Origin of the sequence: Bacillus sp. 275 (assembly GCF_001999205.1) — a bacterium.
Lineage (GTDB): Bacteria > Bacillota > Bacilli > Bacillales > Bacillaceae > Bacillus > Bacillus velezensis.
The window spans coordinates 2,793,311-2,806,074 of record NZ_CP019626.1; the positions used below are offsets into that span (position 1 = coordinate 2,793,311).

14 protein-coding genes and 1 riboswitch are annotated in these 12,764 nt (G+C 47.6%); of the genes, 7 read left to right on the plus strand and 7 right to left on the minus strand.

Features of this window, described 5'->3' with window-relative positions; all coding sequences use genetic code 11:
- Positions 1 to 8 precede the first annotated feature (8 nt).
- Both BZ167_RS13595 and BZ167_RS13600 read right to left on the minus strand, forming a co-directional pair.
- Positions 9 to 1,865, minus strand: a complete 1,857-nt coding sequence (locus tag BZ167_RS13595; protein WP_015418198.1) for an LTA synthase family protein — start codon at positions 1,863 to 1,865, stop codon at positions 9 to 11.
- A gap of 41 nt (positions 1,866 to 1,906) precedes the next feature.
- Positions 1,907 to 2,389: a metal-dependent hydrolase gene (locus BZ167_RS13600; RefSeq protein WP_003151759.1), complete on the minus strand. Its 483-nt coding sequence runs from the start codon at positions 2,387 to 2,389 to the stop codon at positions 1,907 to 1,909.
- A 183-nt stretch (positions 2,390 to 2,572) separates the two neighbouring features.
- On the opposite strand from BZ167_RS13600, the gene sspJ reads away from it, so the two are divergent.
- Complete coding sequence (gene sspJ, locus BZ167_RS13605) at positions 2,573 to 2,713, plus strand: small acid-soluble spore protein SspJ (RefSeq protein WP_007410034.1); 141 nt, start codon at positions 2,573 to 2,575, stop codon at positions 2,711 to 2,713.
- Between the two features lie 122 nt (positions 2,714 to 2,835).
- Positions 2,836 to 3,016, plus strand: a riboswitch (Lysine riboswitch).
- Positions 3,017 to 3,126: 110 nt separating this feature from the next.
- Positions 3,127 to 4,539: an amino acid permease gene (locus tag BZ167_RS13615; RefSeq protein WP_007410036.1), complete on the plus strand. Its 1,413-nt coding sequence runs from the start codon at positions 3,127 to 3,129 to the stop codon at positions 4,537 to 4,539.
- Between the two features lie 52 nt (positions 4,540 to 4,591).
- On the opposite strand, the gene BZ167_RS13620 is transcribed toward BZ167_RS13615, so the two are convergent.
- The gene (locus BZ167_RS13620) at positions 4,592 to 5,506 is read right to left on the minus strand and encodes a class I SAM-dependent methyltransferase (RefSeq protein ID WP_077392111.1); all 915 of its coding nucleotides are present in this window, start codon (positions 5,504 to 5,506) and stop codon (positions 4,592 to 4,594) included.
- A 147-nt stretch (positions 5,507 to 5,653) separates the two neighbouring features.
- On the minus strand, positions 5,654 to 6,592 hold the full coding sequence (locus tag BZ167_RS13625; protein WP_061860864.1) for an iron-hydroxamate ABC transporter substrate-binding protein: 939 nt from the start codon (positions 6,590 to 6,592) through the stop codon (positions 5,654 to 5,656).
- 247 nt (positions 6,593 to 6,839) lie between these two features.
- Here BZ167_RS13625 and BZ167_RS13630 point away from each other — a divergent pair, with 247 nt between their 5' ends.
- From BZ167_RS13630 to BZ167_RS13640, 3 genes are read left to right on the plus strand one after another with little or no spacing between them, the layout of a single operon-like run.
- Positions 6,840 to 7,877, plus strand: coding sequence for a FecCD family ABC transporter permease (locus BZ167_RS13630; protein ID WP_031378357.1), 1,038 nt, complete (start codon positions 6,840 to 6,842; stop codon positions 7,875 to 7,877).
- Positions 7,877 to 8,887: a FecCD family ABC transporter permease gene (locus BZ167_RS13635; RefSeq protein ID WP_033574859.1), complete on the plus strand. Its 1,011-nt coding sequence runs from the start codon at positions 7,877 to 7,879 to the stop codon at positions 8,885 to 8,887. The genes BZ167_RS13630 and BZ167_RS13635 overlap by 1 nt, the downstream gene beginning before the upstream one ends.
- A gap of 18 nt (positions 8,888 to 8,905) precedes the next feature.
- A complete protein-coding gene (locus tag BZ167_RS13640; protein ID WP_063094432.1) occupies positions 8,906 to 9,709 on the plus strand; it encodes an ABC transporter ATP-binding protein in 804 nt (267 codons plus the stop codon).
- Between the two features lie 36 nt (positions 9,710 to 9,745).
- Here BZ167_RS13640 and BZ167_RS13645 read toward each other — a convergent pair whose 3' ends face one another.
- The 3 genes from BZ167_RS13645 to BZ167_RS13655 all read right to left on the minus strand — a co-directional run bounded on the left by BZ167_RS13645 (position 9,746) and on the right by BZ167_RS13655 (position 11,668).
- Positions 9,746 to 10,168: an acid stress-sensitive anti sigma factor RsiO gene (locus BZ167_RS13645; RefSeq protein WP_015418194.1), complete on the minus strand. Its 423-nt coding sequence runs from the start codon at positions 10,166 to 10,168 to the stop codon at positions 9,746 to 9,748.
- 66 nt (positions 10,169 to 10,234) lie between these two features.
- A complete protein-coding gene (locus BZ167_RS13650) occupies positions 10,235 to 11,395 on the minus strand; it encodes an oxalate decarboxylase family bicupin (protein WP_007410043.1) in 1,161 nt (386 codons plus the stop codon).
- A gap of 117 nt (positions 11,396 to 11,512) precedes the next feature.
- The gene (locus BZ167_RS13655) at positions 11,513 to 11,668 is read right to left on the minus strand and encodes a YvrJ family protein (RefSeq protein ID WP_012118419.1); all 156 of its coding nucleotides are present in this window, start codon (positions 11,666 to 11,668) and stop codon (positions 11,513 to 11,515) included.
- Positions 11,669 to 11,910: 242 nt separating this feature from the next.
- On the opposite strand from BZ167_RS13655, the gene BZ167_RS13660 reads away from it, so the two are divergent.
- Together BZ167_RS13660 and rsoA are read left to right on the plus strand one after the other, a co-directional pair.
- Entirely contained in the window at positions 11,911 to 12,447 is a 537-nt protein-coding gene (locus BZ167_RS13660) for a sigma-70 family RNA polymerase sigma factor (RefSeq protein ID WP_087920805.1), read from the plus strand.
- Complete coding sequence (gene rsoA / locus BZ167_RS13665; RefSeq protein WP_003151778.1) at positions 12,444 to 12,680, plus strand: sigma-O factor regulator RsoA; 237 nt, start codon at positions 12,444 to 12,446, stop codon at positions 12,678 to 12,680. Before BZ167_RS13660 ends, rsoA begins: the two co-directional genes overlap by 4 nt.
- The last annotated feature ends 84 nt before the right edge of the window (positions 12,681 to 12,764 follow it).

Below are 12,764 nucleotides of genomic sequence, written 5' to 3' on the forward strand. Positions count from 1 at the left end.
GGATTTTTTTATTGCTTATAAAACCGCAGCAGGTCGCCGTTTAATATTTTATCGGAAAGCATCAGCTCTTGTTCCGCTTTTTCTTTCTCATCGCTGCACGCGCTCATGTCAGAAAGCGGTTCACCCGTTTTACGGCTGTAACACGTATTTTTCGTATAAATATGATCATCCGTGATAAAGCTGCCGTTTCTCAGCACCGCAAAAGGGGTCCGCTCTCCGGAAAACAGATCATTGCCGAACTGAATGCTGCCTTTCGTTTCAATGCCGAGCAGGTGAAGCAGCGTCGGTCTTACATCAACCTGTCCCGCGGCGGAAGCAATCGTTTCCGGCGCACGGTCGGTCACCCCTGGAATATGAATGATAAACGGCACGCGCTGAAGCTGAACCGTATCAAACGGAGTGATTTCCTCTTTCCCTAAGAATTCGGCAAGTCCTTGATTATGGGCTTCGGATATACCGTAATGATCTCCCATCAGGACGATCATCGCGTTGTCATACAGTCCTTCTTTTTTCAGCTTCTTGAAAAAGTGTTTCAGGGCCTCATCTTCATAGCGGACCGTCGTCACATAGCGGTTTAATAACTCGCTGCTTGTGTCCGGTTCCTCAATGAGCTGATCCTGTTTATCAATTTCAAAAGGAAAATGGTTGGTCAAAGTCAGCAGGCTCGCGTAAAACGGCTGCGGAAGCTTCTTTAATTTTTCCGCTGACTGTTCGAGAAATTCCTTGTCCTTCAGGCCCCAGCCTGTTGAATTTTCCTGTGTCACCTTAAATTCATCCGCGTCGAAAAAACGGTCGATTCCGAATGCCCCGTACATCTCATCCCGGTTCCAAAAGGCCTTATGATTGGCATGCAGAACGGCTGAATAGTATTGACGGTCTTTTAACATATGGTACATCGTATTGAACCGGTGGCCGCTTTTTGTGAAAAAAACGGCGCCGCTTGAAGACGGATACAGCGAATTCGCAGTAATGAATTCTGAATCTGAGGTTTTTCCCTGTTCAGTCTGCTGATAAAAATGAGTGAAGTCATAACTTTTTTTCCGCAGTTTATTTAAAAACGGGGTAATCTTCCGCCCGTTGACCCGCTCATCCATTACAAAACGCTGTGTTGATTCGAGCGTAACAAAAATCACATTGCGCCCCTTTGCGAGCCCGAACTTTGATTCGGACGGCCTGCTGTAGTCGGCTTGAGTGTAATTCGCGACCGCCGCAAGGCTGTCTTCATCGGCAAACGCTTTTGCCCCTGCATTCAGCGTCTGCGAAATGGTGTCATACAAATGAAAGTGGAACAGGCCGATTCCTTTTACGAGCGCTTCACGATCAAAAGGGTGCTTGAACAGCTTCGGCTGCTCGGCCTCAGACAGTGCAAGGTTGCACAGCATGAGGCCGGCTGATGCCCACGCATACGCTTTAACGGTACGGGTGCTGGCTTTCCCTTTATCGGCTTTATGCCTTTTACCAAGGTAAAACAAAACCGCAATATCCAAAAATAAAGCGATATAAAGCGGGTGAAACAGCTCTTGGACGCTGCTTCCCATATCACCCATATTGCTCGCCTGAAACAAAACCGGTATGGTGATAAAATCAATATAAAACCCGTAAAACACCGTATTCGCGATTAAAATTCCCGTCAGCATCACATTTGCCGAAAGCAGAAAGATCCGCTGTTTTTTTTCTGTCAGCAAGAGGGCGATGCCGAACAGCGGCACAATGAAGCTCAGCGGATTAATGAGAAGCAGACATTCCTCAAGAACCGAATTGTTCTGCAGATCAAAACCGAGCTTATAAACGGCATAGGTTTTCATCCACATGAACAGGATGGACAGGCATAAAAACCGATGATTGCTGAAAAAGGTTTTCTTCATATGTATGACTCCTCACCCTAAAAGCGAAAGATGCTTTTTGTTTAAGAGATACGGCCGTGAACCAGTTCGTATAAATAATAGCAGGATACAATCGTTAAGCCGGCCAGCACAAGCTGCTCCGAAAAACTCCCCGTTCTCATATAAAGGGGAAGACGGAAGCGGATGGCGGACGGAAACAGCAGTTTAATGCCGTTGACGGTCCATGCGTCAAGCACAAGATGGCTCGCCATTCCGATCATCAGTCCGGCGGAAATGCTCGGATTCGGAATATAGGTTGCCGTAATGAAAAACATAATAAGCATAAACAGCAGGCTGTGTGTAAACGTTCTGTGGCCGAACACCGTGCTTACGATTTTGGACAGAACGGGCAGCGTTCTGCCGATTTTGCTTTTCGTATGGCATATGTCGGGAATCAGCGCCCCGAGGGCACCCGCTGAGGTCATAAGGACCGGATCATACCCGTAATAATACGCAATTGCGGAACAAGAAGCGATGCCTCCCATGATGTGTGTTTTTCCTGTCATTTTTCGCTTCTCCTTTTTATTTTTGCCAAAATCCCCTGAATTACAAATATATCAAGAGAATGCATGTTTGATCAACAAACTTTACCTGTTCCGCCAAAAGGAAGGAGACGGGGATTCCGCATATTCTGCCGCGGAAAAAGACACATTATAGGTGTACCTATATTTGATAAAGAGGTGATACAGATGGCTTTCTTTAACAAAGAAAAAGGAAAAAACAGCGATAAAAACAAAAACGTCATTCAAGGCGCGCTTGAAGACGCCGGTGCAGCTCTGAAAGACGATCCGCTTCAAGAAGCTGTTCAAAAGAAAAAAAACAACCGCTGACCATATAAGACGGGTAGGGCGAACGCTCTATCCGTTTTCCATCTAATTTTTCCCTTTGACAGATCTTTTTATCTCTGATAACCTCTGAGTAGAATTGAATGATAAAAATCCTCACTCTTTCTCGGTGAGGTAGAGGTTGCGCTTGATGATGAGTCGCACATGCCAGGCTGATAGGGGCCGCAAAACATGTGTTAAAGGCATCAGCGCCGAAGTGTAAAGAAAGCCGATCCTTCTTTATGCTGGGACTGTATCTGAATAAGTGCAGGACTGCCGCGTGCTTTTTCGCGGAGGGCTATCCGGAGATCAAGGGTGTGTGTGTTTCTTTAAGCATGGACTTTTGTTCAGGCTTTTTTTGCGTGTAAATATGATCTCGGGGTCTGGTCCGTACGAATGAACAACCAGGAGGTACAGGAATGGAACAGACGAAAAAATGGGGTTTTTGGTTATTAACGGCGTTTGTCGTAGGAAATATGGTAGGCTCGGGCATCTTTTCGCTTCCGAGTACGCTCGCAAAAATCGCGAGCCCGTTCGGCGCCACATCGGCATGGCTTTTAACGGGAGCCGGTGTGTTAATGATCGCGCTGGTCTTCGGCCACTTATCCATCCGCAAGCCTGAGCTGACGGCGGGGCCGCAAAGCTATGCGCGTGCGCTGTTCAGCGATCGGAAAAAAGGGAATGCAGCGGGCTTCACGATGGTCTGGGGCTACTGGGTGGCGAGCTGGATCAGCAACGTGGCGATCATCACGAGCCTTGCCGGATATTTAACATCATTTTTCCCGATTTTAACGGATAAGCGTGAAATGTTTTCGATCGGCGGTCAGGCGGTTACGCTCGGCCAGCTGCTGACGTTTGCCGTATGTACGGTTTTATTATGGGGCACTCACACGATTCTCGTCACCAGCATTAACGGTGCGAGTAAATTAAATTTTGTCACGACGTTTTCAAAAGTATTAGGATTTATCTTCTTTATCATTGCAGGTTTATTTGTGTTTCAAACGTCGTTTTTCGATCATTTTTATTTTCCGGTTCAAACAGGTCCTCACACAGTTGAGGGAATCGGCGGACAGATCCACAATGCGGCGATTTCAACATTATGGGCGTTCGTCGGAATTGAATCGGCAGTCATCTTATCCGGGCGCGCCCGTTCGCAGCGCGACGTGAAACGCGCCACCATTACCGGATTATTGATCGCGCTTGGCATCTATATCATCGTGACATTGATTACGATGGGCGTGCTTCCGCATGGTAAGCTTGTCGGCTCGGAAAAACCGTTTGTTGACGTATTGTACGCGATCGTCGGCAATGCGGGAAGCGTCATCATGGCGATTCTGGCGATTTTGTGTCTGTTCGGAACGATGCTCGGATGGATTCTTCTCGGCTCTGAAGTTCCGTATCAAGCGGCGAAATCAGGAGACTTTCCCGCTGCTTTTGCAAAAACGAATAAACAGGGCAGCCCAGTTGTGTCGTTAATCGTAACGAACGTGATGTCACAGATCTTTATCTTTTCAGTTATTTCCCGGACGATCAGTGACGCGTTTACGTTTTTAACGACGGCGGCGACGCTCGCTTATCTGATTCCGTATCTCGTTTCAGCGTTTTACAGCCTGAAGCTCATTTTTACGGGTGAAACGTATGACGAGATAAAGGGTTCAAGAGTAAGAGACGGTATCATCGCCATCCTTGCTTGCATTTATTCTTTTTATGTCATTATTACCGGAACGGCCGATTTAACGACCTTTATTCTCGGTATCGGGCTGTTTTTCGTCGGTTTGCTGTTATATCCTTTCGTCTCAAAGAAATTTGCAAATAACAGACAATCGGTATGACAAAAAGACATCTCACGTCTGTGAGATGTCTTTTTTTGTTTGCGGCAGCTGATTACTTTTTGACGGCATGTATATAATGAATGGTCTCGAATGCGGTTAAATGGTCAGTGCGTCCGCTGAAAAAACGGTCATTGACGTCCGCCGGAGATAAATGTTCATAAATAAGCAGACCTGATGATTCTAATATTTTTTCGATTTCTTTATAACTGAAACACGATAACATCGGTTCTCCGCTTGCTGCAGCCATTTTCACCATGTTTTCCACTCTGTTTGACAGTCCTCTTTCTTCAAAGAGCGACTCATCTGCATAATCAAACACGATAGAGCTTCCTGGCGGGACTTCGGCAAATAATTGTGTGAGCAGGCGGGCGAGATGCTCTTTCGTAAGATAGTATGACACACCGAGCAGGCTGAAAAAGGTTTTTTGGCGTGAAAAACCTTCCTGATACAGACGGCTGAAAGAAAGCGAAGCGGCGAAGTCCATCGGTACAAAATGAAGATGATGGGAAATGTCGAGATTCAGATGTTTCAATCTGTTTATTTTGTCTTCTTGTGAAGCGGGATGATCGATTTCAAATATGTCTAAGGCGTTTGTCATCTCAGGATGCCTGAAACAGAAAGTATCGAGCCCCGCGCCAAGGATAACATACTGTTTGGCCCCGAGCTTCACTTCATTCAAAAGCACTTCTTCACAATATGCGGCACGGGCTAACGGTGTAGGAGACAGCTGTACTTGAGTCACCCATTTTAAGATGTCATTCGGTTGGCCTTGAAGCCTCTGTGCCATGTCTTTACTGAAAAATGATATACCTTGCATCAGATGATCGCGGATGTCCGAATGCTCTTTTTCGGAAATCAGATCTTGTGCCATAAAATCATCAAATATCACCGGGGTGTCGTATTTACTGTGGTACGCCCTTCCGAAAGCGGACAGCAGGGAAGTCATACTCGCCTTGTTTTCTTTCATATAAAGATCCTCCGTTATTTACATCAATCTCCGGCCGGGAGAATCTTATTATACATGTTAATCCAAAAATGTAAATTATAGCATAAATAAATTTTTTTTGTCAAGTTTTAAGCGTAATAAAAAGCCGCTGTGACAGCGGCTTCGGGGTTACTTTGTTAAGCTTTTTGTGATGTAGTCGAGCTGGCCTTCAAGTGAGATCGGGTCTGAGAAATAGAAGCCGATCGGATCAATGCGGTAGACATGGTTTTGTTTGACGGCATCGAGGTTCTTCCAGATTGAGCTGTCAAGCACGCCTTTGTCGTCACCGCCGGCCTGCCATGGCCCCATAAAGATGTAGTCTCCCGCAAAGTCAGGCAGTTTCTCGAGTGAAATGCTGGCGTAGCCCGGCCCTTGATTAATGGCTTTTTCCTGCGTCAGTTTTGTGGCCTTCAGCCCGAGTTTGTCATAAATGATGCTTCCGCCGCGGCCGAAGTCTTTACCGAATACATAGATGTCTTTTCCGTTTGTCTGCATGATGGAGATGGTTTTTGACCCGACCGCTTTTTGAACCTTTGTTTTAGCGGCAGCGGTTTTCTTGTCCCATTCAGCCAGCCATTTGTCTGCTTTATCTTCAGTGCCTGTCATTTTCGCAAACTCTTTGAATTGATCAATGTTGCTGAGCTTGTCATATTTAATGGCGATGGTCGGCGCGATTTTTTCCAGTTTTTCAATATCGGCGCCTTGTGTCGTCCAGACCACGATTAAATCCGGCTTTAAGTCAATGATTTTTTCAACGGACGTGCCGTCGCCGATGTTTGTCACACTTTTTGTTTTCCCTTTGTAATAAGGGTTTTTAAATACGTTTTGCGGCGCGCCGACAACATTGATGCCGAGCTGTTTAAAGTCGCCGTAGTAGCCGTCAGCCATGACGACGACCCGTTTCGGGTGCTTCGGAATTTTAATATTGCCGTTTTCGGCTTTATACGTGATGGTTTCTTCTTTTTCAGAAGAACCTTTCGTGTCTGAAGAATTGCCGCATGCGGCCAAAGCGGCGATGAGCAGCATGGCAATCAGCGCTGCGCCGATTTTCTTGTATGTATGGAACATCTGACATTCCTTCTTTCATGAAAATTAGTGATAAAGAGAATCATTATCAGTGTGATTATATCACTGCTTTCATAGAGAAGCACGCTCTTTTTTAAGAAAAACTTTCTTTTTTTATATGAAATTAGGTCTATTAAAAGAGAAGATAAAAGTGCTATACTGAAACAAGTCATTGATAATCATTATCATTACCATTCTTGTTTTGAGAAAGGAAGAACGAGTGTTGGGTCTATTGAAAAAGAAACAGACAATGACGGCTCTAGGGGCATCAGGGAGTGAAATCCAGTGGACGGCGCGTTCATTCAGAGCGGCTGTGCTGCTGTGTGCCGGGATTGCGGTTTTATTGATCGGCGCGGCTCTGTCTGTTTCCATCGGAGCTGCCGATATTCATCTGCGGACGGTGTGGGATGCTCTCTTTCACTTTCAGCCGCAAAATACATCTCATCAAATCATACGCGATCTGAGGCTGCCGAGAACCGCCGCCGCCGCGCTCGTCGGGGCTTTTTTAGCTGTGTCCGGGGCGATTATGCAGGGGCTGACGCGGAACCCGCTTGCTGAGCCTTCGATTATGGGCGTGACGTCGGGGTCAGGATTTGCGATCGCATTGGCGTTTGCTTTTTTTCCGGGCCTGTCTGCGGCGGGACTTGTTTTGTGGTCCTTTGCGGGAGCGGGAATCGGAGCGCTTATTGTGTTTGGCATCGGCCTGTTTTCAAAAGGCGGTCTGACACCGGTGAAGCTCGCGCTGGCCGGTACGGCAGTCGGTTATTTCTTAACGGGGCTTTCAAGCGCGATTGCGATCCGTTTTGATGTCGCCCAGGATGTGAAGTTCTGGTACGCCGGAGGAGTCGCTTCCGTGAAATGGGAAGGCGTGCAGCTGCTGTTGGCGGTCGGGGTTATCGGACTTTTGCTGGCATTTCTGATTGCGCGCTCAGTGACGGTGCTGAGCTTGGGTGAAGAGCTGGCCAAAGGGCTCGGGCAGTACACATCGCTTGTGAAAGTAATCGGAATGTTTGTCGTTGTCCTCTTGACGGGGGCTTCAGTCTCAGTCGCCGGAGCCATTTCTTTTATCGGCTTGGTGATTCCGCATATCACCCGATTTTTAGTCGGGGTAGATTACAGGTGGATCATTCCCTGTTCGGCGGTATTCGGCGCCGTTCTGTTAGTCTTCAGTGATATTGCCGCAAGACTCGTCAATGCGCCGTTTGAAACACCGGTCGGCGCTTTAACCGCCCTTATCGGCGTTCCCTTTTTCTTTTATTTGGCGCGCAGGGAAAGGAGAGGGCTGTAATGAATGTAAAATCGAAAAAACCGCTGGCGGTCATGGCCGTTACGTTTTTGCTCATATGCATCGTCTTTTTTATCAGCTTAAACATGGGTGTGATCCGGATTGCGCCTCTTGATACGCTACGTGTCTTTTTCGGACAGGGGGATGCCCGGGATCAGCTCGTTTTATTTGAATTCAGACTGCCGCGCATGGTGCTGTCATTGCTGGTCGGCGCCGGAATCGCGGTTTCAGGCGCGATTTTTCAAAGCGTGTCTCAAAATGACTTGGCGGAGCCGGGCATTCTCGGGATTAACGCCGGGGCGTCTTTGGCGGTCGTTTTGTTTATCTTCTTTTTCCAAGGATCAGCTGTTGATTTAAGCATGGCCGGTACATGGCTGCTTCCGGTGAGCGCTTTGGCGGGGGCTTTTCTGGCTGCGCTGCTCATCTATGTGATGGCTTGGAAAAAAGGCGTTTCACCTGTCCGGCTCGTTTTGGTCGGGATCGGCGTCAATGCGGGGTTTAATGCGCTTCTCTTGATTTTTCAGCTGAAAATGGACCCGCGGGATTTCATGCAGGCGCTTGTATGGATTTCCGGTTCGATTTGGAACGCCAATTGGAAAATGGTGCTGTCCATTTTGCCGTGGCTGCTGGTTCTTTTACCGTTCAGCCTCTATAAAGCCAGGTATTTAAATGTGCTTCAGCTCGGTGATCAGCTGGCGGCGGGGCTCGGCACCCGGGTTGAAAAGGAGCGGCGCGTTCTGCTGATGTGCGCCGTTGCCCTGACCGCGTCATGTGTTGCGGCAGCCGGCGGAATCGCTTTTCTCGGACTCATTGCGCCGCATTTGGCCAGAAGGCTTACCGGACCGCGCCACCAGACGCTTATCCCGGTTTCGGCTTTAATCGGAGCATTTTTATTTCTGCTTGCCGATACGCTGGCGAGAAATGTGCTTGCACCGTCCGAAGTTCCCGTCGGCCTGGTGATTTCCGTGCTCGGAGCGCCTTATTTTGTATATTTGCTGATGAAAACGAAATAGAGGAAGGAGACTGCCGCGATGAACTCATTATCGGCGGAACAGCTTACTGTCGGTTATGGCGACCGTTTGATAGCGAAAGAATTGGATATCGCCATCCCGAAAGGAAAAATTACAACACTGATCGGTCCGAACGGCTGCGGAAAATCGACGGTTCTCAAAACGATGTCAAGAATCATGAAACCGAAATCCGGCGCCGTCTATTTAAACGGACAGGCGATCATGCAAAAATCCACGAAAGACATCGCCAAGGAAATGGCAATTCTTCCGCAGACGCCTGAAGCGCCGAGCGGGCTGACGGTGTACGAACTTGTTTCTTACGGCAGGTTTCCGCATCAGTCCGGAATGGGCCGTTTGAGTGATAAAGACCGTGACATGATCAAATGGGCGCTGGAAGAGACGGGGATGGCCGAATTTTACGACCGGCCGATCGAAGCGCTTTCCGGGGGGCAGCGGCAGCGTGTGTGGATCGCCATGGCGCTCGCTCAAGAAACGGAGCTGCTGCTTCTTGATGAACCGACCACTTATTTAGATCTCGCCCATCAGCTTGAAATTTTGCAGCTGCTGGACAAATTAAACAAGGAGCAGGGCCGCACCATCTTAATGGTCATTCATGATCTGAACCATGCCGCCCGTTTTTCCCATTACATGATCGCCCTGAAAAAAGGGCGCGTCATCAAGGAAGGAACGGCGGAGGAAGTCATGACTCCCGGAATATTGGAAGACGTTTTCCAAATTGACGCACAGATTGTAAAAGATCCGCGCACGAACAAACCGGTCTGCTTAACCTACGATTTAATCCGGCATGAAAGCGCAACGGTATGATGAAAAAAACGCAGAGCCATTCCGGCCTGCGTTTTTTTATTGCGCCCGGGGCTGCTTTTGTCCGGAGACGCATTTATCCAAAACGAAAAAAACCCCCGCCACAATCAGCTCCTCCGTCGTTGACAGCCAAATCTTTTCAATCAGTTTATCCGTCGTATACGCGGTCATCCAGAGGAACAGCAGCTGAACGGTGCTGGCTAAAAGGAGAAAAGGCAGCCTGCCCGTCCCAAAAAAGGTAAAGCTATGTATCATCAGCCGCTCAAGCGGTTCAAAACATAAACCGAGAAGAATAAAAAGCACGGAAAAAAGCAGGACGTACGCCATCGATCCGTAGCTCGTCCCGGCTAATGAAAATACAGCCATCATCACGATGAAATACCCGAATAATACGGCAGCGGCTGCCAGGGCATACCGGAGCACCTGAAGAAAAAACATTTTCGTCCCGTTTTGATTGATCATCTGTTCAGCTCCTTTTCACACAGAGGAGACTTGCAGAGACGGAACTCTGCAAGCCGGTGTGTATCTTCAGCATTTCTTTTTGACGACAGGGTGTTTCTCTTTCGAAAGAATATCCGTAAAGTCTTTGCCCAGATCCAGATGCTGCTGGACGAATTTCTCAGGGAGCATGGCAAGCCATTGGTTCAGGGACACATCGGCATAGTGGTCATCCTTGAAGATTTCCAGGAAGACGAGCGGCTCATCTCCCAAATTCTCCACATAGTGGCCCATTGCGAACGGAACGTAACCGACATCCCCGGCCTGATAGTTAAATGTTCTTGCATGGCCGTCCGATGCAAAAACCGTCATCCGCCCTTTACCGGAAATATAATACTGCCATTCATGCGTGTTCGGATGCCAGTGCAGCTCTCTCATTGCGCCCGGTTCGACCACGACAAGCGCTGAAGCGATCGTTTTGGACACTTTGAAGTTTGTGGAATCCGCGATATATACTTTGCCGCCATCCGTCTCAGCAGTCGGGCCTTCATCCAGCAGGCGGTAAGTGAACGGATAAGGCACTTCACCGTTCGGGCCTTCCACAATGTCATCTTTCAGCTTCCCGGGAACCGGCTCTTCAAAGATATATTTTTCTTTCCCGGGCAGGCCGGCGAGGTCTTTTTCTGAAACCCCGAAGTTGTTGGCAATGACATCAAGCGGTGTGTGTGCAAGCCAGTCAGTCACTTGGAATGTGCTGTTTTCTGAGAAAGAACCGTCATCAAAAACCAAGAGGAATTCACAGCCTTCTTTCAGCGCCTGAATGGAGTGCGGCAGGCCTGACGGGAAGTACCACAGATCTCCTTCCTTCACGTCATCGATAAAACTGCGTCCCTGTTCATCAACAATCGTGACCCGCGCTTTGCCTGTCAGCATATATGCCCATTCCGCTTCTTTATGCCAGTGCAGCTCACGGATGGCGCCCGGTTTTAAACGCATGTTGACAGATGCCAGATTCTCAGAAATCGGCAGCTCGCGAACGGTCACCTCACGCGCGTATCCGCCCTTTTCCAGCCGGTTGTGCACATCTGAGAAAGAGAATTTCATATTATCCACTGTGCCGTGATCCGTTTCCGGCGGCGTCAGCATATCCGGATTTTGGCGGTCTCTTTCAAGGTTGCGCGGAATCGTGACGGTCGCCCCTTTGTCTCCTCTGATCGGCTGCGGGATATTGCAGTTGTTTTCTTTTGACATGTAAATCGTCTCCTCTCAAGCTTTGTTTTTTCAGAAAGAGAATGTGAAAGGCCTTTCGTTTTCCCTTCTGCTTTGTTAAGTGATGCGTTCCGATGAAAAGTCAACTTCGTGTGAAAATTAATTTTTCATTTTCTGATCTTTCAGTTCCGTCATCAGTTCGATCAGGGCGTCAAACTTCTTCTCAAACCGTGTGAGAAGATACATGGCAATCAGAGCCGGAAAGCCGAGATTGCCGATCTGTCTGACCGCTTCTTCTATAAAAACCTGATCCATTATCAGCCACCTCCTGACTTGACCTGCAGTCATGTATATAAGTGAAAGAAAGAGCGGCTCCTGTAAACCTGATATCCCGGTTGAGGGTCTTTTTTTTGTTCCGGCAAATCCGGGACATAAGGAGTGCGGAATCTTAGTCGGAAAGGAGTAGTTTACTTTTTTTTGCTTTCTTTCATTTAATTTAAATAGGGGGCGGTTTTATGGACTATCAAGTTCTTTTACGGTCAAAATGCAAGGAAATTATGAAACATCCGATCGTTAAACATTTTTTAAGTGACCCAAAGCATTACGAGAAATTTAAAAATGTGCTGGAACATTCAGACGAGAAGGATGCAAAATCACTGGACGACCATTTTAAACAGTTTTATAAGGAAATCCGGATCATCAAATATATGAACTCTATGATCCGGATTTTCTCCATCGATTTTGACAAGCGCATCCGTAAAAATCAGAAGCGCTATCCGCTGACGGTGGATCAGCCGGAGGGAGGTGAAGCGCTTCCCTATGAAATGGGAAAAGACGCGTATGAAGAGTTTCTGCGGAAGCAGGGGGATTTGAGCCAGCATGTCCAAAACCGTGATTTATACGAAGCGCTTCAGACGTTAACCGATAAACAAAAAAGCGTGCTGACGAATATTTATCTTCACGGAGCGACGATGAAGGAGATTGCCGAGTCGCTGGGTGAATCACGGCAGAACATTTCCAATATTCATAAAAAAGGGCTCGACAATCTCAGAAAGCAGCTGGACAAGCAAAAAAAGGGGGAAAATAAGCAGTGAACGGGCCATTTGACTTCAACAAAGAGAACACAGATACCGACGAAATGGAACTTTTGATTTCGCGTTTTTCGCCAATGATAAAAAAAAAACTGAGCAATACATCATACCAGGAAAGAGAAGATCTTGAACAAGAATTGAAGATTAAAATCGTTGAAAAAGCGGACATGCTGTTATGCCAGGAAGTGCCGGGTTTTTGGGAATTTATACTTCATCTTATAAATGAAAGCTCCTGACAAAAGCGGCGGAATGATGGATATTCCGCTCTGACAACGTGAGAAAAACGAGAAGAGATGTCCGGTCTCGTTTTTCTTTTCTGT

Bases quoted from the DNA above. Each gene is read 5' to 3' on its own strand.
- BZ167_RS13630 (WP_031378357.1), top strand. From the start codon at position 6,840: ATGACGGCTCTAGGGGCATCAGGGAGTGAAATCCAGTGGACGGCGCGT.
- BZ167_RS13615 (WP_007410036.1), top strand. From the start codon at position 3,127: ATGGAACAGACGAAAAAATGGGGTTTTTGGTTATTAACGGCGTTTGTC.
- BZ167_RS13625 (WP_061860864.1), bottom strand. From the start codon at position 6,592: ATGTTCCATACATACAAGAAAATCGGCGCAGCGCTGATTGCCATGCTG.
- BZ167_RS13600 (WP_003151759.1), bottom strand. From the start codon at position 2,389: ATGACAGGAAAAACACACATCATGGGAGGCATCGCTTCTTGTTCCGCA.
- BZ167_RS13655 (WP_012118419.1), bottom strand. From the start codon at position 11,668: ATGGATCAGGTTTTTATAGAAGAAGCGGTCAGACAGATCGGCAATCTC.
- BZ167_RS13645 (WP_015418194.1), bottom strand. From the start codon at position 10,168: ATGATCAATCAAAACGGGACGAAAATGTTTTTTCTTCAGGTGCTCCGG.
- BZ167_RS13620 (WP_077392111.1), bottom strand. From the start codon at position 5,506: ATGAAAGAAAACAAGGCGAGTATGACTTCCCTGCTGTCCGCTTTCGGA.
- BZ167_RS13595 (WP_015418198.1), bottom strand. From the start codon at position 1,865: ATGAAGAAAACCTTTTTCAGCAATCATCGGTTTTTATGCCTGTCCATC.
- BZ167_RS13660 (WP_087920805.1), top strand. From the start codon at position 11,911: ATGAAACATCCGATCGTTAAACATTTTTTAAGTGACCCAAAGCATTAC.
- sspJ (WP_007410034.1), top strand. From the start codon at position 2,573: ATGGCTTTCTTTAACAAAGAAAAAGGAAAAAACAGCGATAAAAACAAA.
- BZ167_RS13650 (WP_007410043.1), bottom strand. From the start codon at position 11,395: ATGTCAAAAGAAAACAACTGCAATATCCCGCAGCCGATCAGAGGAGAC.
- BZ167_RS13635 (WP_033574859.1), top strand. From the start codon at position 7,877: ATGAATGTAAAATCGAAAAAACCGCTGGCGGTCATGGCCGTTACGTTT.
- BZ167_RS13640 (WP_063094432.1), top strand. From the start codon at position 8,906: ATGAACTCATTATCGGCGGAACAGCTTACTGTCGGTTATGGCGACCGT.